The following is a 21677-nucleotide window of genomic DNA, read 5'->3' as shown; positions in this document are numbered from 1 at the left end:
GATTATGTTCGCATATTGATGGGTGGAGGTCGCGATTGACTATCGCATGCGTTAGTGTACACTATCTAATGTTAGCGGTCACTATCTGGAGCTATGCCAATGACCGAGAGCGACCCGGTGCTGGCCACGCAGATCGACGAACTCCGGCGCCGGATCGATCGGCTAGAGCAGCACGTGGGCATGGCACCCGAGCCGGTTTCGCCGGTGATGTCGCCGGAGCGGGCACCGGACGCGGCGAGCGAGCCGCCCGTTACGGCTCCACCGCCGACGAGGCCCGTTGTGGCGGCGTGGGGTGAGGCAGGGGCCAACCGGACGGTCGAGGCGCTGGCCCGACTCAAGCCAAAGCGAGGGGTTGAGGCGGGAGCCGGGGATTCCCACTCGCCTCCTCTGGCGCCCCCGACGCGGGCTGAGCGTGAGACTCCGACGTGGTCAGTCGAGCAGGTGGTCGGAGCGAAGTTCTTTGCGGCGGTGGGGGCGGTGATCGTGGTGATAGGTGTTGGGTTGTTTCTGAAGTTGGCGTACGACCGTGGGTGGATGAACCAGATCCCGCCTGGGGCGAAGTGCTGGGTCGGCACCGGGTTTGGGCTGGTACTGCTGGGGCTGGGGGAGTGGACGAGGCGGCGGTTCGGGGCGCTGGCATCGGCGGGGGTATCCGCCGCGGGCATCGGCACGTTGTACGCGGTGGCGTATGGGGCGTACGGGGTGTACGGCCTGATTCCCGCGGGTGTGTCCTTTGTGCTGCTTGCAGGTGTGGCGGGCCTTGGGATTGCGGTGGCCGGTCGTGCGGGGCTGGTGTCGGTGGCGCTGCTGTCGATGGTGGGTGCGTACCTCGTGCCGATCATTCTGCGCCACGCGGAGGGGCATCCGGCGGTGATGCCGGCGTATCTTGTGGCGCTCCTCGGGCTCGGGCTGGGGCTCTCCGGGTGGCGGCCGGATCCGTTTCATCACCTGCGACGGGCGGCGTGGTGGGGTACTGCCCTGCTGGGGACGCCATGGGTGTTTGGCGATGCGCGGCAGTGGCCGATGCTCGGCTTGGGGTTCCTTGCGGTGGTCTGGGGCGCAGTGCACGGGGAGCTGAGCGCGAGCGCGGCGCGCGGCGGCATGTCGGGCGGGGACAGCGGCACACTGTTCGGGTCCGTGGACGTGCGGCACTACCGCGCGGCGAGACCGCTGATCACAAGCCTGAGCACCACGGCGTGGTGCTCCGTTCTCGGCGTATTCCTTGCGGAGCGGTGGGTGGTTCCGGAATGGGTGGTTCCGGCCGCGGGGGTTGTCGCAGCGGGAACGCTGGCGATCGTGCTGGCCGGGCGCCTTCGCGTGTTCTGTGATGTGCCGGAGACAGACGGCCAGCGGTTGGGCGCGGTGCTCATGATGCAGGCGGGCGCGCTGCTGATCGCGGCGATCGCGCTGGCGGTCGAGCAGCCGTGGGTGGAGGTTGTAACGTGGCTGGCGATGGGGCTGGCGGCGGTCGCGGCGGGGAGATGGATCGGGTCGCGCGGGCTTGATGGGTACGGGGTGGTTGTGCTGTCGATCGCCGCGGGGCGCCTTGTGCTCCTGCGGCGCTGGCTGGATGCGCCGGCGATCGACTTTGCGGGGCTGCACCTGACTTGGTGGACGGCGTTGATGGCGATAGCCGGGATCAGTTGGTTCGCGTGCGCGAGGCTTCTCCTGGTGTCGTGGTCGGGGTGGCGGCGGGTAGCGGTGGCCGCGGCGGCAGTTGGAATGGTGCTGGTGATGGCGTCCGTGCTTAACGCGCACGAGGCGGCGCCGGTGAGCGTGGTGTGGTTGGCGGTGGGGGTTGTGGTTGCGTGCCTGCACCGGCTGGAGCGGAGGCTCGCGCTGGACGTGATCGGGTCGACGGCGGTGGTGGCGGCGATGGCACCGTGGGCCGTCGAATATGTGCCGGAGGGGTACTTCGAGTCGGGGGCGACGATCGGGCTGCACGGCGGCCTGCTGATCGCGCTGACGATCTGCGCCGTGCTCACCGGGTTGGGATGGGAGGGGCGCGAGCAGGAGGGGCGCCCGGGGCCGAGCGTGCCCGGGCTGAAGGCTGGGCTGTGGTCGATCGCGGGCGGGTTCCTGCTGGTTGCTACGAGTTTCGAGGTGGCACGGGCCGCGGGGATTCTGGCGAGCGACTCGACGGCGAGGCTCGCGGCGGTATCGGTGTGGTGGGGGCTCTTTGCGGTCGGCGCGATCGTGATCGGATTCACACGCAGGGTGCCCGGGCTGCGGTACGCGGGGCTTGGGCTGCTGGGGCTGGCAGCGTGCAAGGCGGTGGTCTACGACCTGGCGGAGGCGCCGCAGACGTGGCGGGTGGCGAGCTTCGTGGGTCTGGGTTTGTTGATGCTGCTGGTGGCGGTGGGGTATTCGCGCGTGTCGGCCAGGGTGTCGGGCCCGGCTCGGGCTGGGGACGACGGTGGGCGTCCCCCGGAACATGGCGGGTTGTAAAGCGTGTGGATACAGTCGGGGGCACGCCGAAGTACGGTCTGGGGCGTGTTGCGGGCCACCGCACACGGCAGATGTTCGGATCGGCCCGTCCGCCCGGAGCGGACGAACGGAGCACCAGATTGTCGAGCGAGTCGAGCGTGGTCTCGGTGCGGTCGTCGCGTCAGACACCGCTGATGGAACTGCTGAGCCTTCCGGGGCTGCTGGCGGACCTGTGGCGGTACCGGGAGCTGCTCGGTCAGTTCACGCGCCGGGACATCGAGGTGCGCCACAAGGGGACGAACCTCGGCATCGCGTGGACGATCATCAACCCGCTGCTGACGCTGGGGGTGTACACGATCGTGTTCACGCAGATCTTTCCCAGCAAGTGGGAGAAGCTCGGCGCGGCGAGCACGACGTGGGACTTCGTGCTGTACTTCTTCTGCGGGTGGGTGGTGTACGGGGTCTTTGCCGAGACGGTGACGCGGGCGCCGGCGATGGTGCTGGACCGGCCGAACCTGGTGCGGAAGGTCGTGTTTCCGCTGGAAGTGCTGGCGCCGTCGGGGCTGCTGGCGTCGCTCTTCTTTGGGGCGATCGGGCTGGTGATCCTGCTTGTTGGCGCGGGACTGGCGGCCGGGGTGCTGTCGCCGATGATCCTGCTGTTTCCGGTGGTGTTGGTGCCGTTGTGCATGCTGACGCTGGGGGTGACGTGGGGCGTCGCGGCGCTGGGGGTGTTCATCCGGGACACCAAGCAGGTTGTACCGGTGGTGATGCAGCTGCTGTTCTTTGCGACGCCGATCTTCTACCCGGCTTCATCACTGGAGAGGCCGGGGCTGGAGATCTTCCACGCCGTGATCCTGGCGAACCCGCTGACGACGATCGTCGAAGCATCGCGGTCGACGCTGCTCCGGGGTGAGCAGCCGGACTGGCTCGCGCTGGGGGTGGTGACGGCGATCGGGCTGGTGACGATGCAGGTGGGGTACGCGGCGTTCATGAGGTGCAAGAGGGGGTTCAGCGATGTCATCTAGCACGCTGAACGGCGAGGCGGCGCGGGAGCCGGCCATCTCGGTGCGCCGGTCGGGGAAGCGGTACCTGATCTACGACAAGCCGCGGGACCGCCTCAAGCACGCGCTGTTCGGCCGGGTGAAGACGTTCCATCGGCCGTTCTGGGCGCTGCGCGATGTGAGCTTCGACGTGCGGCCGGGGGAGGCCGTGGGGATCGTCGGCCGCAACGGCTCGGGGAAGAGCACGCTGCTGCAGATCATCGCGGGGACGCTGACGCCGACGGAGGGTGAGGTCGCGGTGCGAGGGCGCGTGGCGGCGTTGCTGGAACTGGGCAGCGGGTTCAATCCGGAGTTCACGGGTCGGGAGAACGTCTACCTGCAAGGGGCGATCCTGGGGATCCCGCGCCGGGAGATCCACCGCAGGTTCGATTCGATCGCCGACTTTGCGGATATCGGCGAGTTCATCGACCAGCCGGTGAAGCACTACTCCAGCGGTATGCACGCGCGGCTGGCGTTCTCGGTGGCGGTGTCCGTGGACCCGGACATCCTCATCGTCGACGAGGTGCTGGCGGTGGGGGACCTGGGCTTCCAGCAGAAGTGCATCGCGCGGATGCGGAAGCTGCTGGACAGCGGCGTGACGCTGCTGTTTGTCAGCCACGGCGCCGATTCGGTGAAGAGCCTGTGCCAGAGGGCGGTGTTCCTCGAGGCGGGGCGGATGGTGCAGTTCGGCCACGCGGGCGAGGTGGTGGACCGGTACATTGCGCAGACACGCACGCTGACCAACGAGGAGGCGTCACGCCAGATGACGTCGCTCCCGGATGCGGTGCCGTTCGAGACCGGGCCGAAGGGATCGCTGCGGTATGGCAGCGGACACGCGCAGATCGAACGGGTGCGGGTGCTGAGCGAGGACGGCGACCCGGTGTCGACGTATGTCTTCGGCGAGACCATCGTGGTCGAGACCGCGGTGCGGGCGCTGGCGGACATCGACCGGCTGGATGTGAGTTTCGGGGTGCGAGATAGTGCGGGCGTGGACCTGACGGGGTCGGGGACGACGGCGGAGGGGGTCTGGCTGCCGCCGATGCGGAGCGGGGAGCGATTCACGGTAACGTTCAAGTTCAGGAACATGCTGCGGTCGGGGAACTACGGCGTGTTCCTGACCCTGACTCGGATCCCGGAGACCGGGTCGCAGTTCGGGCTGACGCTTGACCACATCGACGGCGCGATCGCATTCCAGACACTGGCGGACCCGGCCAAGTGGGTGGTGCACAAGTTCTACCAGCCGGTCGAGGTAAAGGTCGAGACGCCAGCCGCGGAAGTGGTCATGCCCGGCGCAGCGCGTCCGGTGGATACGGGCCGATAGTCGGCGAGGGTGAGGTCTATGGCGGTGCAAGAACGTCAGAAAGCGATTGCCGTTGAGGTTGATGCGGGGTCCGCGTCGCGCGCGGCGGCGCCGGAGGGTGAGGTGGCAATCTATCGGGGCAATCCCGCGTGGCACAAGGGAGCGGACCTGCGGTTCTGGCAGCGGGCGGCGTGGCCCCTTGTTCGGCGGTACACCCACTGGGAGCTGCCGCGGTACGGGCACCTGCTGCGGCGGATCGGGGTGACGGACCATGAGAAATGGGCCGGGGCGCCGACGGTGCATACTCGCGGGCGGTTCTACGGGCATGTGATGGAGTTGGACCTCGCGGACTTCTACCAACGGACAGCCTACTTCTTCGGCTCGTACCACGAGCTGGACATCATGACGGCGATCGAGCGGGCGATCCGGCCCGGCGAGGTGTTCGTCGACGGGGGCGCCAACATCGGGCTCGTCTCGATGCATATCGCGGAGGTGGTGGGGCCGTCGGGCCGGGTGCACGCGTTCGAGTGCAGTTCGAAGGTGCTGCCGCGGCTGCGGTTCCACCTGCGAGAGAATCGGTTGCAGCAGGTCACGCTGCACGAGCTGGGGCTGGGCGATGTTGAGACCGTGCTGACGATGCGGCTGCCCGGCGCGGGGAACGACGGAGCGAGCACGTTCAGCCCCGTGCCCGACCGGTACGGCGGGGTCTTTACCGACCTGGGAACCGTCAAGATCGTTCGGGCTGACGACGTGCTGGACCGGTCGGATACACGGCCGCTGGTCGTCAAACTCGACGTCGAGGGGTACGAGATCAAGGCGCTGCGGGGGATGGAACGGACGCTGCACGACCGGAAGCCGGCGATCATTACCGAGGTCAACGCGGAGATGCTGGAGCACTGCGGCGGTTCGGGTGTAGAGATGCACTCGATGCTGGGCGCGATGGGCTACCGCGGGTTTGCGGTCGATCGAGGCGGGTTCCGGTCGAGGCACCGGTTCTGGCTGCACCCGCTTGAAGTCAACGAGATCGCGTGGGAGCGGGATGTCATGTGGATCGCGGAGGGGTCCTTCCACTGGGAGCGGCTCAGGCCGCTGATGCAGCAGCGGGGGATGTACTGGAAGCACATCGAGTTTGCCCGCCAGCACCGCGCGGCGACTGCGTAGCGGGCGTCCGGAACCCGCTGCTCGCCCGCCCGTCCACTGCGGCACCGCGGAGCGCGGGCGCGTACACTGATCGGCTCATGAACCCTCCCGCTTTTCTCACCGCGCAGTTCATCGTCAGCGCCATCCTGCTGGCGATTGTCGCCAACCTCATCCTCGTGCTCGTGGCGGGGTGCATCTACCTGGAGCGGAAGCTCTCGGCGTACATCCAGGACCGCTGCGGACCGAACCGCGTGGGGCTGACGCTGGGGCTGTCGTTTCTGCCGAACTGGAAGATGGCGGGGCTCGGCCAGGCGCTCGCGGACGGGCTGAAGTTCTACCTGAAGGAGGACTACGCCCCGCACGGCGCGGACCGGACGCTGTTCACGGTGGCGCCGGCCTCGATCATCGCCGTGGCGCTGCTGGGGTTTGCGATCATCCCGTGGGGCGGGGTGTGGATCTGCCCGACGTTCACGATTCCGCTGGTGCAGTGGACGATCCAGGGGGGGCCGGTGGTGGTGGCGGGGGCGGCGATCAATGTCGGGGTGGTCTACCTGCTGGCGTGCGCCTCGCTGGGTCTGTACGGGATTGTGCTGGGGAGCTGGGCGTCGAACAACAAGTTTTCGTTCCTGGGCGGGATGCGGTGCGCCGCCCAGATGCTGTGCTACGAGATCCCGATCGGGCTGATGGTGCTGTGCGTGCTGCTGCTCGTCGGCTCGCTGATGCCGCTGGCCATCGTGCAGCACCAGCTGCAGCACGGGTGGCTGATCTTCTCGCAGCCGCTGGCGGGGGTGATCCTGTTCATCGCGGCGCTGGCCGAGGCGAACCGGGTGCCGTTCGACAACGCGGAGTGCGAGAACGAGCTCGTGGGCGGGTACCACACCGAGTATTCGTCGATGCGGTTCGCGCTGTACTTCCTCGCGGAGTACGCCAACCTGATCACGTCGAGCGCGTTCTTCGTGCTGCTGTTCCTGGGCGGGTGGGAGTTGTTGCCGTTCGTGAACGTGTTCCCGGAGCAGGCGGCGACGTTCTGGGTAGTGCTGGCGAAGTTTGCTGTGTTCATGGGCAAGACCATGACGGTGGTCTGCTTCGCGATGGTGGTTCGCTGGACGATCCCGCGGCTGCGGTATGACCAGGTGATGTCGGTGGCGTGGCAGGCGGTGATCCCGCTGTCGCTGGTGCTGGTGGTGGCGACCGCGGTGATGATCTTCCTCGAGCTGCGATCGATGGTCTGGATGCTGGCGATGAACGCGGCGCTCGCGGCGGCGCTCCTCGTGGTGCAGCCGATGATCCCTCGCGTGACCAGCAACCGGCGCGTGCGGCTCGCGGGCTCGCGCTTCTTCCCGCTCGAGGGCGAGGAATCAGAGTCGGCGCCCCGGCACCCGGTGGCGCTCGACGATCGGCCGATGACGGCGCCGGCGGGCCTGGTCCAGACGCACTGAGTTATTGGGTCGGGATGACGCCCTCGCTGGGGCGGTTCACCCAGAACATCGTGGGCATGATGTAGTTGCGCTCGCGGTAGACGAAGACCTGCCCGCTGAGGGTGATGGTGGCGGACTCGCCCTGGGTGCGGGCGATCCGCTCGATGTCTTCGAGGATGAGGCAGGGCTGGAGGACGAGCGGCGCCTCGGCCGGGGAATCGGTGTCGGCGTCGACGACGAAGGCCCAATCGCCGGCTCCGGACCGCACGACGCGGCCGCGGCGCATGGTCAGGAGCGTGCCCTCGGAGGAGAGGCGTTTGCGGGCGGAGTCGCGGGGCATCGAAGGGAGTTGCAGCGGCTCCGCGGTTCGGCCGCCGCCGCGCTCCTTCTCGAGGTCGGCAACGATCCGCTCCAGTTCGGGGTCGGCCATGGCCGGGGCCGTGGAGTTCTGGCTGGCGGTGGCGGCGTCGGGAGAGCCGACTTCGGCGACGGGGCGAGACGTGGGGAGCAGGTAGTTGCGACCCTTGAAGGCGAAGACCTGTCCGGTAATGACGAACTTCGTGTCAGCGCCGCGCTGCTCGGCGGACCGCTCCATGGCGGCGAGGTACGCGCCGGGGAGCAGGATCATGGGCGACTCGGCCCCGTCGGTCGTGGGATCAAACACGAAGACCGCGCGGTCGGCGGCGCGCACCACCCGTCCGCGACGGGAGGGGAGAAACGTGCCCTCGGGAAGGAGCCTCGATGCCCCCTTGGGCGTTGCGGACGGGAAGACCGGGGCGCCATCCCGGAGCACTGGCTTGATCAGCGGCGAGGGGCCGACGGCCCGCTCGAGGTCGGCGATGACTTGGTCGACCTCGGCATCGCTCACACCGCCGCGGGGTGGGGAGGCAGGTGTGGATGCCGGTTTCGAGGGTGGCGCGGGGGGAGGTGCCTCGTGCGGCGGCTCGCCGCGAGTGAGGGCCGGTGTGAAGAGCCCGTGAACGACCGCGGCCGCGGAGGCGAGCAGGAGCGTGCGGGCGAGGCGCGATCGTGGGGGGAGTGGCATGGCGTTCCTTGGTGCCGGGCGGGGCGGTCCATCGACCCGCCGGTATCGTATCGAGTTGCCCGCCATGCGTGGGAGGGCGTTCTTGACCCGGGAGGTGTCTACTCTTAGCGTCCATCCCCGAAAGGGGACACAACGTGGCCGCGTACCAAAGTGGACGAATGGGGCGGATTGCAAATCCGCTGGCGTAAGCCCTCGTCGGTTCGAATCCGACCGCGGCCTGTTCGGACCGGCGCTGCGGGCGCCGATGAGCGGGTGAACGAGCCCCCGTTGCGAGGACCATGCCCGACAGCCAGCCGATCGATGTCGCAAGCCTGAAGTCGCCGGAGGCGGTGCGCGAGGCGGTGGCGCGGTTCGGCGCGGACTACGCGCGGGTCCGTGAGGAGATCGGGCGGGTCATCGTGGGGCAGCGGGAGGTCGTGGACGGGGTGCTGACGTGCCTGTTCACGGGCGGGCACGTGCTGCTCGAGGGCGTGCCGGGCCTGGGCAAGACGCTGCTGATCCGGTCGCTGGGGCGGGCGCTGTCGCTGTCGTTCTCGCGGGTGCAGTTCACGCCGGACCTGATGCCGGCGGATATCTCGGGAACGACGATCGTGACCGAGCAGGACGACGGGGCCGGGGGGCGGCGACGACAGTTCAGTTTCCAGCAGGGGCCGGTGTTCGCGCAGATCGTGCTGGCGGACGAGATCAACCGCGCGACGCCGAAGACCCAGTCCGCGATGCTGGAGGCGATGCAGGAGCGGTCCGTGACGGTCGGGGGGACGACCCATCGCCTTCCGGAGCCGTTCTTTGTGATGGCGACGCAGAACCCCATCGAGCAGGAGGGGACCTACCCGCTGCCCGAGGCGCAGCTGGACCGGTTCTTCTTCAAACTGCTGCTGGGGCCGCCGGCCCGTGAGGATCTGGCCGAGATTCTCCGCCGCACGACTTCGGCGTCGACACCGGAGGTCGCGCCGGTGATGAACGCGCCGGCGATCGTGGCCTACCAGGAACTCGTGCGCCGGGTCGCCATCGCGCCGCACATCCAGGACTACGCGGTGCGGCTGACGCTGGCGACCCATCCCAAGGGACGGTCCGGGACGGGAGCGGCGTCGGGCGAGTTCTCGACGCCGATGGTGAACCAGTACGTCAGGCTCGGGGCGTCGCCGCGCGGGGCGCAGGCGCTGGTGCTGGCGGGCAAGTGCCGGGCACTGCTGGACGGGCGTGCGGCGGTGTCGGTGGACGACCTCCGCAGCGTGGCGATCCCGGCGCTTCGGCACCGACTGATCCTGAACTTCGAGGGTGAAGCCGAGGGGCTGACGACCGATTCGGTGATCGAGAACGTCGTCGGCACCCTGCCGGTGCGGAGCGAGCAGGGGGCGGGGGCGTGACGGTCAGGCCGCGCGGGCGAGCGAATGGCCGGGGACGTGCAGGACGCTGACCCATCCGCCGAAGCCGTTGGCCTTGATGCCATGGGCCGCGTAGTCGGGGAGCCAGGTGGAGCCGTCGATGAGATACGAGAAGAGGTGATCCCCGGGGGGCGCCTCGGATTCGGCGTGCCACCAGCCGTCCTTGCCCTGTTCCATGCGTATGGACCCGGCACGCCATCCGGTAAAATCGGTCCGAACCTCGATGCTCTCGGCGCCGGGGCGGAACATGCGGAACGTGACTCGGCCGTCCGAGAGGACCTCGACCATGTGGAACTCCCAGCGTGGAAGCGACCCGGGTGCCGCGGCTGTCCAACTGTGCGAACCAACACCCGGTTGGGCACACGTCGCTGGACAGATCAGCGGTCCGGTCGTGCAGGTTGTATCGAGCAGGACGGCGGCGCTCTTTGGTGCGTGCCGACAAGTTTGGCGAAAAAGCCTGAGTGCGGTGGGCGTGGCGGTGCTCTTGGGGGCGAGCGCCTGCGGGGGGTCGGCGTCGGACCGCGCCGCCGCAGGGCTGACACCGATGGAGACGCCCGTGCTGGCGGTGCCCGAGCGGGTGCTGGTGGTACCGGTGGCGGTCGAGGGGCCGATGCCGGCCAACGGGCGGGTGAGCCTGGGGCTGGCGTCGTCGGGCGGTACGGTGCCGGTGTCGGTGGAGGGAGAGGTGTTCTGGATCGGGGCGGCGCAGGCACCACCGGAGCGGGGGGGGGCCATCCCGTTTGAACTTGCATGGCTCGGGCCGGCCGGCGTGTGGACCGCGACTCCCGCATCGGCGTCGGCGCGGCCGGCTTCGGTCGGGACTTGGGCGATCGTCGCGAAGATGCCGGCGATGGCAGGGTCCAGCATGATGCGGCTGGATGATCGGGCGTTTCCGATCCAGTGGGCATCGCTCGGCCCGGTGCCCGGGTTTGGGCATCAACGCGGGTCGGAACCCGGGATTCGGACTGAATTGCTGCGGGAGTCCGAGTGGCTGCGGCGGGCTCTTGGCAAGGCGTCGCGTTCTCCTGCCTCACGCTGGCGGGCCCGGTTGGTCGAGGCGAATCTCGGCATGCGTGGCCCGGCGACTTTGGCGCTGTTCCCGGACCGGGTCATCGAGGCCCTCGCGATGCAGTCCGAGGGATTGTGGTCGGCCGGTCTCTCGAGACTTCAGGCGATTGATCCGGACCTTGCGTTGCGGCTTCGGTGGCGTCTCGGGACGGTGCTGTCGTTTGACGAACCGATGACGGGCTCGGCCCCCGCGGCTGGGGCCGCGGGGATCGGCGCGGTCGGGGGGCCGGGGATCGCAGCACCGGCTTGGCAGGTGGAGGGGGCCGGGCTGGCGCCGCTGCTGCGTGACCTGACCGATTCAACGCTCCCGCCAACTGAGGTGGCCGCGAGGGCACGGGGGTGGCTCGACCTGCAGCCGCCGGCTCTGGTGTGGGTGATCGACGATTGCGGAGCGGGGGACGGGGTGACGCGGCCGCTGCGCCCTTCAATCGGAATCGCCAACCTCACCATGGCGCCGATGGTTGTCGGCATTCCGCGGCAGACGGGGGCTGGAGCGCCCGATCTGGTCACTGTTCCCCCGGTCGGCGTTACCAGGCTCCTGCTGCAAACTCCGCTCGTCCACACCGGGCCACCGATCGCCGGGCTTGCACCGCTCGATCGGTCGGCGGTCGCCGAGTCCCGGACGACGACGGTGGAACTTCGAGTTGGCGACATTCCGATTACCCGTGTGGTCGCCGCGAGGGCGTTGCGGGTTTCACCGCCGGGGCTGTCGATCGGACCGCTGCGTCCGGATTGGACGATGTCGGGGTGGATGTCGATCGGCGCGCAGCCGGCGGACGAGGGTGCGGACCGCGTGCCGGACGCGCGGATGAGCCCGGATTGGGCGACCGGCGTCCTGCTCTCCAAGGACCAGCAGGCCCCGTCGATCCTTTCGGGCGCGTTCGGGCGGTCTGTCATGCCCGATGAACTTCGGGCGGCGCGGTGGGTTGTGTATGTGGAGTGCAGGCGGCCGCGGTCCCCGGGGCTGCCGGAGCCATCGACGCCGGTGACCAATGCGCCGGCCGCACCCGAGCCGGAGAGCACGCTCGGCCATGTGTCGCGGAGCGAGTCCGGCGGTGGCCAGGTTTCGAGCGGGTCTGGCGGATCTGCGACGGCGGCCGCGGATCCGATTGAGCGGGTGACGGTGTACCTCGGTGCGTACGAGCGATCGATCGGGGTGTACAGCGTGGCTCCGGATGGGTCGTTCTTTGACCTTACGCGGGCGAGCGCGGCGGGCGGGGAGCCGCGGGCGATCGGGCGGGTGCCGGTGCGGGTGGGGGCGGATCGATGGTCGTGCTGGATCCCGGTCCCGCCGGGGTGTATCGAGCGGGGGACGTTTGTGCATCTTGGGATCACCCGCACCGATGCACGCGGCGTGCGGACGGCGTGGCCTCGGGCGATGATGCCATGGCAGCGAGAGCCGGGCCGGGCAGTGGTCGACATGTCGGCGTGGCCGGAGCCTCAGAACTAACCGCTGGGCGCGTGGTCGTCAGCAGGATCAGGTGTGGGCGCCGATCCCCGCCGCCGCGGTCATCACGGCGTAGAGATCGGTGTTGGTGATACACGGGGCGATGGCAGCGCTGCCCGGACCGAACGCGGTGACCTCCGTCAAGTCCGCGGTGTGGTTGGGGCTCGCGAATGCCACGCCGGTGTGGTTCGCCAGGAGCGAGCCCAGGACCGGGTAGAACTCGTTGGCGGTGGAGAACGGCTCGACTCGCTGGCGGCGGAAGAACCGCTTGAGCGTGTCGACTTCCCATGAATCGAGGGGGAAGCCGGCGGCCTCGCGGACGAGTTCAGCGGTGACCTCGGCGCGGGCGTCGCCCGAGACGCCGCGCCGGGTTGCCTCGCGGTCGATCCACTCGAAGGAGCGTGCAGCCTTCTGCAGTTCGGCGAATCCGCGGTCGCCTGCCTTGCCGTAGAAGGTCAGGCCGGGGTTGGCGTTTCCGTGGTCCGTCGTCACGACCAGGAGCGTGTCGTCGCGTGAGAGCGCGAACTTCATGGCCACGCCGATGGCCTCGTCGAAAGCGAGTTGCTCGGCGAGGAGCGAGCCGGCGTCGTTGGCGTGCGCCGCGTGATCGACGCGGCCGCCCTCGATCTGGAGGATGAAACCTGCCTGGTGTGCGGAGAGGAGCGAGATCGCCGAGCGGGACATCTCGGCGAGCGTGGGCTCGGTCGTTGCCCCGTCGGCCTTGCGGTCCAGTTGCATGCTCATGTGTTCGGGTGCGAACACGCCCAACAGCGGCTGTGCAAGGGGCTTGGCGGTGTCGATCGCGAGCAACTCCTCTCGGGTGCGGATGCACCGGACTCCGGGCGAAGAGGCGATGATGCCCGCGAACCGGGAGGCGCCGCCACCCAGGACCACGTCCGGCTTGCGGTCGAGGATCTGCGCCGCGATGTCGACTTCGAGATCACGGTCAGGGCAGTTGGCGATGAATCCCGCGGGGGTGGCGTGGGTCACGCGGCACGTGGTCACAAGCCCGGTGGACCGGCCGGCCTTCTTGGCGGTGACCAGCACGGGCTCGGGTGTCTCGCCGGTGGGCGTGACGTTGACCGCGTTGTTGTTGACCTTGACGCCGATCCCCCACGCCGAGGCGGCCGCGGCGGAATCGGTCACGATCGAGTTGGCGCTCTGGGTGTCCTGAAGGGCGCGCCGGGCGTGGGGGGTCGCCATCAGCGTGCACCAGTTGGAGGGCCGGCCGAGAATGCGGCGCGAGTAGATGTCGGCGATCGACAGCGTGCCGAGGCTCATGCCGTCGGAGACCATGAAGATGATGTTGCGTGCTTCGACGCGGGAGATGGGGGCGAAGGCGCCGGCGGAGGCACTAGCGAGTCGTCCGTTGGCGAGCAGGCCGGCCGAGGCGATCGCCGAGCCAGCTTTGAGGAAGCCGCGGCGGGAGATTGTCCGCAACGGACGTGACGGGGACTGGTTCATCTGCGGGGGGCTCGGAGGGGGTGATTGCGGAGGGTAGTAGCCAGTTGCGTCAGGTGTGCATGCGCCATGCGTAAAGAAACCATTCGGCTGCCGAGAGGACGAGCCCAGCGAGGACGAACCACGGCCAGATTTCTCGCGGGCCCTCGTCCGGCGTCTCCCCACTGGGGCCTGAGGAACTGGCCCCGACGATTCCATCGGCCGAGATGTCCTCGGTCCGGAGGAGGCTGCTGACCGGATCCATCAGGTTTACGGCGATCGTCGAATCCGCCGGGGCGGCTCCCGCGATCTGGTAGATGCCGACCCGAGGAAGCACGCCCAGCGAGATCTCTCCCGGCGCCGCGGCGCTCACCGGGACCCTCTCGGTGAGCGGTCCCGCGACGGCAAGTTCGGTCGCGCCCGATTCAGGGGTGACGCTGACAGGCTCGGCGGTGGTGTACGAACGGCCCGCGGCGGCCTCGCCGCGGAGCGTGAGGAACTCAACGGCATTGGCCATGAAAACGGGGAACGAAACATCCGGGCCCCAGTTGGAGCGGGCGAGGTCGAACCCGACGATGATCCGCCGCACCCCGGGTTGCTCGACCAGCGCGATCAACGGGCCGAACGCGCCCTGAGCGAGTGACTCAGTGGTCACCTGCGGGGCCGCGGGATCGCCCGCTTCGCCGGGGAGAGTCAGGACCATCGGCGGTGCGATGACGATGGGGTCGAGTCCGACGTAGCGCAGCACCGGGTGCGTGCGTCGCCAGGAGAGGACTCTCGTCGAGCGGCTTGCCCCCTGGTCCTCGTCATCCGGCGCCGCGACGCCGACGCCCGGGATGGGGACGGTTGCGCCGAAACTGAGTGAGGGGATCGGCGGAAGGGCCGCGGGGCGGACACGGTCGAACACGACGAGGTCGAATGCCTCCTCATCCGCGCGGCCGCGAATCGGGTTGGCGGCGTAGGCGGCCTCGTCAACGACCAGCAGCCGCCGGAGATCCATCTCCTGCAGGACACTGACGAGGAACGGGTCCGGGCCGGTGCGGCCGTTGCTGCCGCGGGACCGGGGGGCCACCAGCAACACGGCGGGGCGAAGGGCCCGCGAGAGGACGACACCAGCCGTGTCGTCGGCGGCAAGCAGGTCCTTTCGGAGCTGCGTCACGACAAGCGTTCCGCCGCCGGCGTGCGTGACATCGAAGGAGACGCCCGATTCGCCCCCCTCGAACGATGACGCCGAGTGGCGGGTGGCCGGAGGGACCGTGAGCTCCCGCGTGCCGACGATTTCGCCGTCAAGGCGGGCCTGGAGCGTGGTATCGATGGGGCGGTCCGAGGCGTTCTGGAGGCGGGCAAAGATGCGGATCAGCGATGGGTTGTCCGCGTCCCGTCGTGTGCTGAGGGCGACGATGCCCAGGTTGTCGAAGCCCCACGGGGCCGGATTCGATGCAGTCGGCGCGGGGGTCGCGGCTGGCGGTGGGAGAGGAGGTGGTGGAGGGGGACCCGAGCGGACCAGGCGAACATCCATTCCCGGGCCGCCCGGTGCGGCGGCGCCCGGCTCGGTCAGGAATCCGCCGTCGCTGAAGATATAGACGCTTGTGCGGTCGGCGGTCTCTTCTTCGTCCGGCTCGCGCGCCATGGCGTGGACGAGCCTCTGCAGAGCTTCGGCGGCGGCGGGCTGATCGGTCGGTTGGACCCGTGAAATGCCCTCCCTGATCGTGGAGAGCCCCGAAGTGAAGCCCGTCACGGATCGAGCCTGTGCGGCGAACTCCACGACCATCGCTTCGCTGGCCTCTGACCCGCCGGAGCGACCAAGACGAGAGACTAGGTCAAGGGCCCGGGCCCTGGCCTCACTCAGGCGAGTCGAGCCGTCGGCCTCGCCGGTCGAGGGGTTGCGGCCATCGGTGGCGGACATCGAGGCGCTGTGGTCCATGACGATGACAACCCGCGACGCACGGGTGGCGCCGGTCATGGCCGGTCTCGCGAGGGCACCGACGAACGCCAGTAGCGCCAGGATCTGGAGCAGCAGGAGCCATGAGGGTCGGAGCCAGCGGAGCGGGGCATTCACCTGCAGGTCGTGGGTGACGCGATCCCACAACAGCGTCGAACTGATACGTACGGCGCGGCGGTGCAGCTTGAGCAGGTAGAACGTGATGAGCACCGGCAGTGCGATCGCTCCGGCGATGATGCCAGTCATCGGCGCGAGAAACGTCACCCCGTGGCTCCCTTGTCCGCGCCGGGGGCGGCGCCGAGATCCGAGGGACCTCCCCGGAAGCTCTTGGCGACGATGTACATCTCACGGGAGACGTCGCGGCTGGCGTCGGGCTTGAACCCCTTCGTGTCGCGGAAGAGCCGGGTGGTGTCCCGGAGCAGTTCCGGGTAAGCCTCCCCCTCGAAGACCTTCATGGCAAGGTGGCCGCGGTCCTTGAGCACTGCGGGAACCAGTTCGAGCACGCGTCGGCAGAGGTTGATCGATCGGAAATGGTCGCTGCTCCCGCCGCCGCCACCCTCGGTGTTCGGGGCCATGTCGCTGAGGACGACGTCGAACGGTTCGCCGCCGGCCATGGCGAGGTACTGCTCGTAGGGGATCTTGAAGACATCGCCGCGGGCGGCGCGGACGTTCGGGGGCAGCGCCTCGTCGATCTCCTGGAGGTCGAGGCCGACGACCAGGCCATCCGGGCCCACCAGTTCGGAAGCGACCTGCAGCCAGGCGCCCGGCGCACAACCCAGATCCAGGACCCGATCGCCCCGCCGGATGAGATGGCGTCGCTCGTCGATCTGCTTGAGCTTGAAGGCGGAGCGCGCGCGGTACCCTTCGGCCTTGGCCTGCTTGAAGTAGCGGTCGTGGAGTTGGCGGCGCTGGGCCATCGAGCGGGATGGTACGGCGATGGAGCGGGCTTTCGAACACCGGTTCGTCTACGATCTGGCCCTTCGCCGCGGGTCGGATGGCGAGCGGGGACTGGAGTATCACGACGATGCCGAGCAGCGTTTCCCGCCGATTCATCAAGGAACTCGCCCCGGCCGAGCGCATCGAGGGGGCGTTTTCGATCGCCAACGCGCAGCTGGGGCGGACCAAGCAGGACAAGCCGTTCCTCAAGTGCCTGATCGGGGACCGGACCGGTCAGCTCCCCGGGCGGATGTGGTCGATCGAGCCGGCGCAGTTCAAGCGGCTGCCGACTGATGGGTTCGTGTATCTCGAGGCCGAGACGCAGCCGTACCAGGGGGAGCTGCAGCTGATCATCCAGGCGATCGACCCGATCGACCCGACGCCGGAGCAGTTGCGAGAGTTGATGCCGTGCGCCGCAAGGCCGGTGGAAGAGATGTTCGGCGAGCTGAAGGCCCTGCTGGGCACGCTGGCCCATCCCGCCGCCGTCGCGCTTGCGAAGGCGTACTTGGACGACGAGCACCTGATGGACGCGTTCAAGCGGGCGCCCGCCGCGAAGTCGATGCACCACGCCTACCTCGGCGGGCTGCTGGAGCACACGCTGAACCTGGTCAGGCTGGCGGACGTGGTGTGCCCGCTGTACCCGAAGATCAACCGCGATGTGGTGATGCTCGGGCTGTTCCTGCACGACCTGGGGAAGACTCGCGAACTGGTGTACGACCGCACGTTCGGCTACTCGGACCGCGGGGAACTGATCGGCCACATCGTCGAAGGGGCGATCATGCTGCACGACAAGGCGCAGCAGGTCATGCGGACGCAGGGGATCCGGCTGCCGCCGTCACTGGTGATGGTGCTGCAGCACATCATCCTCTCGCACCACGGGGTGCCCGAGTTCGGCGCGGCGAAGATCCCGTCGACGCCCGAGGCGATCATGGTTTCGATGCTGGACAACGTCGATGCGAAGACCACCATCGCGCTCGCGGCGGCGCGGCCCGACATGGACGCCGCGTACGCCGGCGAACTGGGCGGGAACTTCACCGAGCGTCAGTGGGCACTGGACACCAAGCTGTTCCGCCCGGACCCGCTGGGCGCCTGAGCATTACGTGCGACGGGTAGGGGGAGTGGAGCTTGCAGGAGTCGTCTGGACCGGGGTATCGCACAGGTGCTTCCGCAGCACCCGCAGGAGCGTCTCCGGCTCCATGTAGTTGTCCGGGGGGCGGAAGTAGACCTCGCAGGCATCCTCGCCCGCCTTGGGTGGGAGCAGCCTGACCGAGCCCTGGCCGGGCTTGAGCCTGGCCATGAGCGGGCCGGGGTCGGTTGTGCGGAGCACGACGTCCTTCTCCCGTATGGCAATGGACTTCACTGACAGATTCGCCGCGGCGATGCGGAGCTCGACCAGATCGATCAGCCGCTGGGTGTTGGGGGTCGGCTCGCCGTAGGCCTGGGTCAGATCCGTTCGGAACCTCGCGAGCTGCTCGGGCGTTGCGGCCGTGGCGAGGCGGCGGTATGCCTCCATGCGCCGCTGGTCGGAGGGGATGTAGGACTTGGGGATCAGCCCGGTGACGTGCAGCTCGATGCTCGTCTCGCTCGGGACGGCGACGGCCTCGCCGCGGAGGTGCTTGACGGCGAGGTCGAGGAGCTGGCAGTACATCTCGTAGCCGACGGCGGCGATGTGGCCGCTCTGCTCGGGTCCGAGGATGTTTCCGGCGCCGCGGATCTCCAGGTCGCGCATGGCGATCTTGAAGCCGGCGCCGAGCATGGAGAACTCCTCGACGGCCTTGAGTCGTTTGACCGCCTTTTCTGCGATGGGCCGGTCGTGGGGGAGCAGGAGGTAGCAGTAGGCCCGGTGCTTGTAGCGGCCGACCCGGCCGCGGAGCTGGTGGAGATCGGCGAGGCCGAAGCGGTCGGCGTCGTTGATGATCATGGTGTTGGCGGTGGGGATATCGATCCCCGACTCGATGATCGTGGTCGAGACGAGGATGTCGGCCTGCCGGCGCATGAAGGCGAGCATGACCTGTTCGAGTTCATGGGGCGGCATCTGGCCGTGGCCGACGACGATGCGGGCGTCCGGGGCGAGTTTCTGGACGTCGTCGGCGATCGAGGAGATGTTGTGGATGCGGTTGTGGACGAAGAAGACCTGCCCGTCGCGGGCCAGTTCCCGCGAGATGGCCTGCTGGATCCGGCGCTCGTTGAAGGGAGCGACCTCTGTCACCACGGCACGCCGGTCCATCGGAGCGGTGGCCAGCGATGAGATGTCCCGGAGTCCCAGCATCGACATGTGCAGCGTGCGGGGGATGGGGGTGGCGGAGAGGGTGAGCACGTCGACGGTCATGCGGAGCGAGAGGAGTCGCTCCTTGTGCTCCACGCCGAAGCGCTGCTCCTCGTCGACGATGACCAGCCCCAGGTCTGCGAAGTGCACGTCCTTGGACAGGAGGCGGTGGGTGCCGATGACGACGTCGATGTGTCCTTTCCGGAGCGCGGCGAGCGTGTCGTTGACTTCCTTGGTGGTCTTGAACCGGGAAAGAGACTCGACCTTGAAGGGGTAGTCGGCAAAACGGCTCTTGAAGGTGCGCTCGTGCTGCTCGGCGAGGACGGTGGTGGGGACCAGCACCGCCACCTGCTTGCCGAACTCGACGGCCTTGAACGCGGCGCGGATCGCCAGCTCGGTCTTGCCGTAGCCGACATCGCCGCACAGCAGGCGGTCCATCGGGCGCTGGTCCTGCATGTTCTTCTTGATCTCGGCGAGCGCGGCGAGTTGGTCGTCGGTTTCTTGGTAGGGAAACTCCGCCTCGAACTCTTTCTGCCAGGCGGTGTCGGCCGGGTACCTGATGCCCGGGAGGTGCTCGCGGGCCGCCCGGACGCGGAGCAGTTCTGAGGCCAGCCCGCGGACGGACTCGGTGACGGCTTCCTTCTGTTTCTTCCACCGCTCGCCGCCGAGGATCGAGAGCGGCGGGGAGCCCTTGAACCCGCCGATGTACTTCTGCACCTGGTCGATCTTGGTGGCCGGGACGTGCAGGCGGGCCGCGTTGGCGAACTCGAGGGTGAGGAACTCCTCGAGCGGGTCGTCCCGGCGCTGGCGCTTGGGCTTGGCGGACGGCCCACCGTGGAGCAGGCGTGAGGTGACCGCGAGGCGGTTCGAACCCGGCGTCATCATGGACAGGCCGATGAAGCGTGCGATGCCGTGGTCTCGGTGGACGACATAGTCCCCGGGTTCGAAGTCCAGGAACGTGTCCATCGCGCGCCCGGCGCGGAGGCGGCCGTCGGCGCCAGACCGCATCCGACGCCGCGTCTGGAAGCGGTGCAGCAGCTCGTGGTAGGGGAGCAGGAGAAGGGGAAGGGCGGCCCCGCGGCCGGCGGCGGGCGGCGGTGACCAGATGAAGCCGCGGTGCAGGTATTGAACTTCCGACGCGATGCGGGCGTCCGGGGCGAACTCGGCGCACAGCTCGCGGAAACGCTGCAGTTCACCGTCGTTCTGGCACAGGACGAGCGTCTCGTGACTCGCGGCGAGCGAGGCGAGCTCCTTCACGGCTTCGGAGGCGTCATCGGCCATGTGGGGCACGGCCGAGACGGGGAGGTCGATGAGCGCCTCGGCCTTGGCGGGGGCCGCGGAGAACTGGTTGATCTCGATGAACGAGCCGAACCGCTCCTGGAGAAGTTTGAGCACCGCTGGGGGACCGAAGATGCCGCCGGACTTTCGATCGTCGGTGATCCGCTCGAAGTACCCGCGAGCCTGCTCGACGACTTCGAGCGTCTCGTGGAGCACCGCGATCGCGCCGTCCCGTCCAGCCGGGACCAGCTCGAGGAGGTTTACAGGGCGTGCCCCGGGCTCGGCGGCGAGGAGATCCTGCGAGGCGCTCACCAGTTCAATCTTGTCGATCGCCCGGTCCGACGCCAGGGTGTCGAGATCGATCTCAGAGAGACGTTCGAGTTCGTTTCCGAAGAAATCGAGCCGGACAGGGGCGCCCGAATCGGGCCCGGCGCCGGGAGGAAAAATGTCGATGATGCCGCCCCGCACGGCGAAGTCGCCGGGCTCCTCAACGGCGTCGGCGCGCGAGTAGCCGGCCGCGGAAAGCCACCGGACGATTTCGGCGGGGCCGCGGGTGTCGCCGCGGGCGAGTGTGAGGGAGACCAGTCCGATGCGTGCCGGGTCTGGGACCGGCTGCATGAGGGCCTGGATCGGGCAGACGAGCACGGAGATCGATCCCGGCCGCTCCGGCAGGGCGATGATGCGCCTGACAATGCTCAGCCGCTGCGAGAAGAGGTCGAGGGAGACACTGCCCTCACCGGGCAGGGCTTCGAGCGCCGGCAGCCGGATCGCCGCGACGCCCGCGGAGGCGAGTTCGTCGGTGATCTCGTCCGCATCGTCGAGGTGCGCCACGACCAGGACCACGGGTCGGCCTGTTGACTGGGCAATCGCGGCGGAGACGAGCGAGATGCTTGAGCCGACCGAGCCGCGGGCCACGACCCGGCGTCCTGCCTGCGCTTCTCGCACGATGCTGAGTACGGCTTGGTCGGTGGCGAGGCGGGTGATCAGGTTCATGAGGCTATTCGGCGCGCAGGGGCGTGCCGCCGCGGAACGGTCCGCGGGGCTCTGCAGCGCTGAGGTGCGGGCATGATACGGCGGCCGGATGGCGAGGGCGTCGATTACTCGACGGTGGCCATCGAGCGCAACTTCCGGATCGCTGTTGGGCCAATTCCCTTCACGCGGTCCAGTTCATCAATGGTCTTGAAGGGGCCCTTGGCGGTACGGTCGTCGATGATGCGCTGGGCGAGCGAGGGCCCGATGCCGGGCAGGAGTTCGAGTTCGGCGAGCGTGGCGGTGTTGATGTTGATCGACCGGGCAATCGAGGACGGGGATGGGCGATGGGGGGCCGCCTCGGCTCGCGGCGCGGGTTCTGAGGTTGGCCGCGAAGAGCCGGATTGGATTGGACCCGGCGCGACGGGAATCGGGCGCGGCGCCCGGGCGAGAGCGGTCCATGCCAGCCCCAGGACCGAGGCAGACCCCAGCACGAGGACGGCGGCCCACTTCGCGGCTCCTGCCGTCCAATCACCGGGTCGTGGCGGGCGAACCGTGGGTTCAGGAGTCATAGAA

General features: G+C 68.7%; 15 protein-coding genes and 1 tRNA gene. 9 read left to right on the top strand and 7 right to left on the bottom strand.

All coding sequences use genetic code 11. The features are described 5' to 3' along the window. The first annotated feature begins 99 nt into the window (after nt 1-99). The 5 genes from KF745_05300 to KF745_05280 all read left to right on the top strand — a co-directional run bounded on the left by KF745_05300 (nt 100) and on the right by KF745_05280 (nt 7346). On the top strand, nt 100-2448 hold the full coding sequence (locus KF745_05300) for a DUF2339 domain-containing protein (GenBank protein ID MBX3357826.1): 2349 nt from the start codon (nt 100-102) through the stop codon (nt 2446-2448). A 119-nt stretch (nt 2449-2567) separates the two neighbouring features. Then, nucleotides 2568-3452, top strand: coding sequence for an ABC transporter permease (locus KF745_05295; protein ID MBX3357825.1), 885 nt, complete (start codon nt 2568-2570; stop codon nt 3450-3452). Then, on the top strand, nt 3442-4788 hold the full coding sequence (locus KF745_05290) for an ABC transporter ATP-binding protein (protein MBX3357824.1): 1347 nt from the start codon (nt 3442-3444) through the stop codon (nt 4786-4788). The genes KF745_05295 and KF745_05290 overlap by 11 nt, the downstream gene beginning before the upstream one ends. A gap of 102 nt (nt 4789-4890) precedes the next feature. Further along, nucleotides 4891-5928: an FkbM family methyltransferase gene (locus tag KF745_05285; protein ID MBX3357823.1), complete on the top strand. Its 1038-nt coding sequence runs from the start codon at nt 4891-4893 to the stop codon at nt 5926-5928. Nucleotides 5929-6005: 77 nt separating this feature from the next. Next, nucleotides 6006-7346, top strand: coding sequence for an NADH-quinone oxidoreductase subunit H (locus KF745_05280; protein ID MBX3357822.1), 1341 nt, complete (start codon nt 6006-6008; stop codon nt 7344-7346). A gap of 1 nt (nt 7347) precedes the next feature. On the opposite strand, the gene KF745_05275 is transcribed toward KF745_05280, so the two are convergent. Then, a complete protein-coding gene (locus tag KF745_05275; protein MBX3357821.1) occupies nt 7348-8370 on the bottom strand; it encodes a hypothetical protein in 1023 nt (340 codons plus the stop codon). Between the two features lie 136 nt (nt 8371-8506). On the opposite strand from KF745_05275, the gene KF745_05270 reads away from it, so the two are divergent. Then, nucleotides 8507-8589, top strand: a tRNA-Cys gene (locus KF745_05270). Nucleotides 8590-8648: 59 nt separating this feature from the next. Then, complete coding sequence (locus KF745_05265) at nt 8649-9737, top strand: MoxR family ATPase (protein MBX3357820.1); 1089 nt, start codon at nt 8649-8651, stop codon at nt 9735-9737. Between the two features lie 3 nt (nt 9738-9740). On the opposite strand, the gene KF745_05260 is transcribed toward KF745_05265, so the two are convergent. Then, a complete protein-coding gene (locus KF745_05260) occupies nt 9741-10043 on the bottom strand; it encodes a hypothetical protein (protein ID MBX3357819.1) in 303 nt (100 codons plus the stop codon). Between the two features lie 184 nt (nt 10044-10227). Between KF745_05260 and KF745_05255 the strand changes: the two genes are divergently transcribed. Continuing rightward, nucleotides 10228-12273, top strand: a complete 2046-nt coding sequence (locus tag KF745_05255; protein ID MBX3357818.1) for a hypothetical protein — start codon at nt 10228-10230, stop codon at nt 12271-12273. Nucleotides 12274-12300: 27 nt separating this feature from the next. Here KF745_05255 and KF745_05250 read toward each other — a convergent pair whose 3' ends face one another. Genes KF745_05250 through KF745_05240 form a run of 3 tightly spaced genes read right to left on the bottom strand, consistent with a single transcriptional unit; the run spans nt 12301 to nt 16569 of the window. After that, complete coding sequence (locus KF745_05250) at nt 12301-13734, bottom strand: alkaline phosphatase (protein ID MBX3357817.1); 1434 nt, start codon at nt 13732-13734, stop codon at nt 12301-12303. A gap of 49 nt (nt 13735-13783) precedes the next feature. Then, nucleotides 13784-15916, bottom strand: a complete 2133-nt coding sequence (locus tag KF745_05245) for a BatA and WFA domain-containing protein (GenBank protein ID MBX3357816.1) — start codon at nt 15914-15916, stop codon at nt 13784-13786. After that, nucleotides 15913-16569: an RlmE family RNA methyltransferase gene (locus KF745_05240; protein ID MBX3357815.1), complete on the bottom strand. Its 657-nt coding sequence runs from the start codon at nt 16567-16569 to the stop codon at nt 15913-15915. The genes KF745_05245 and KF745_05240 overlap by 4 nt, the downstream gene beginning before the upstream one ends. 107 nt (nt 16570-16676) lie before the next feature. On the opposite strand from KF745_05240, the gene KF745_05235 reads away from it, so the two are divergent. Next, the gene (locus tag KF745_05235) at nt 16677-17681 is read left to right on the top strand and encodes an HD domain-containing protein (protein ID MBX3357814.1); all 1005 of its coding nucleotides are present in this window, start codon (nt 16677-16679) and stop codon (nt 17679-17681) included. A 3-nt stretch (nt 17682-17684) separates the two neighbouring features. Here the strand turns inward: KF745_05235 and mfd are convergent, their stop codons facing one another. Together mfd and KF745_05225 are read right to left on the bottom strand one after the other, a co-directional pair. Further along, nucleotides 17685-21125, bottom strand: coding sequence for a transcription-repair coupling factor (mfd, locus tag KF745_05230; GenBank protein ID MBX3357813.1), 3441 nt, complete (start codon nt 21123-21125; stop codon nt 17685-17687). A 104-nt stretch (nt 21126-21229) separates the two neighbouring features. After that, on the bottom strand, nt 21230-21673 hold the full coding sequence (locus KF745_05225) for a ComEA family DNA-binding protein (protein MBX3357812.1): 444 nt from the start codon (nt 21671-21673) through the stop codon (nt 21230-21232). Nucleotides 21674-21677 lie beyond the last annotated feature (4 nt).

It is taken from the genome of Phycisphaeraceae bacterium (genome assembly GCA_019636655.1).
Classification (GTDB): domain Bacteria; phylum Planctomycetota; class Phycisphaerae; order Phycisphaerales; family UBA1924; genus JAHBXB01.
The sequence above is the reverse complement of the archived record's forward strand: the minus strand, read 5'-3'. Positions and strand labels throughout refer to the sequence as shown.

What these genes read in the sequence shown, in the direction of transcription:
- KF745_05260 (MBX3357819.1), bottom strand. Translation starts at nt 10,043, where the DNA reads ATGGTCGAGGTCCTCTCGGACGGCCGAGTCACGTTCCGCATGTTCCGC.
- KF745_05300 (MBX3357826.1), top strand. Translation starts at nt 100, where the DNA reads ATGACCGAGAGCGACCCGGTGCTGGCCACGCAGATCGACGAACTCCGG.
- KF745_05280 (MBX3357822.1), top strand. Translation starts at nt 6,006, where the DNA reads ATGAACCCTCCCGCTTTTCTCACCGCGCAGTTCATCGTCAGCGCCATC.
- mfd (MBX3357813.1), bottom strand. Translation starts at nt 21,125, where the DNA reads ATGAACCTGATCACCCGCCTCGCCACCGACCAAGCCGTACTCAGCATC.
- KF745_05250 (MBX3357817.1), bottom strand. Translation starts at nt 13,734, where the DNA reads ATGAACCAGTCCCCGTCACGTCCGTTGCGGACAATCTCCCGCCGCGGC.
- KF745_05240 (MBX3357815.1), bottom strand. Translation starts at nt 16,569, where the DNA reads ATGGCCCAGCGCCGCCAACTCCACGACCGCTACTTCAAGCAGGCCAAG.
- KF745_05275 (MBX3357821.1), bottom strand. Translation starts at nt 8,370, where the DNA reads ATGCCACTCCCCCCACGATCGCGCCTCGCCCGCACGCTCCTGCTCGCC.
- KF745_05290 (MBX3357824.1), top strand. Translation starts at nt 3,442, where the DNA reads ATGTCATCTAGCACGCTGAACGGCGAGGCGGCGCGGGAGCCGGCCATC.
- KF745_05225 (MBX3357812.1), bottom strand. Translation starts at nt 21,673, where the DNA reads ATGACTCCTGAACCCACGGTTCGCCCGCCACGACCCGGTGATTGGACG.
- KF745_05235 (MBX3357814.1), top strand. Translation starts at nt 16,677, where the DNA reads ATGCCGAGCAGCGTTTCCCGCCGATTCATCAAGGAACTCGCCCCGGCC.
- KF745_05265 (MBX3357820.1), top strand. Translation starts at nt 8,649, where the DNA reads ATGCCCGACAGCCAGCCGATCGATGTCGCAAGCCTGAAGTCGCCGGAG.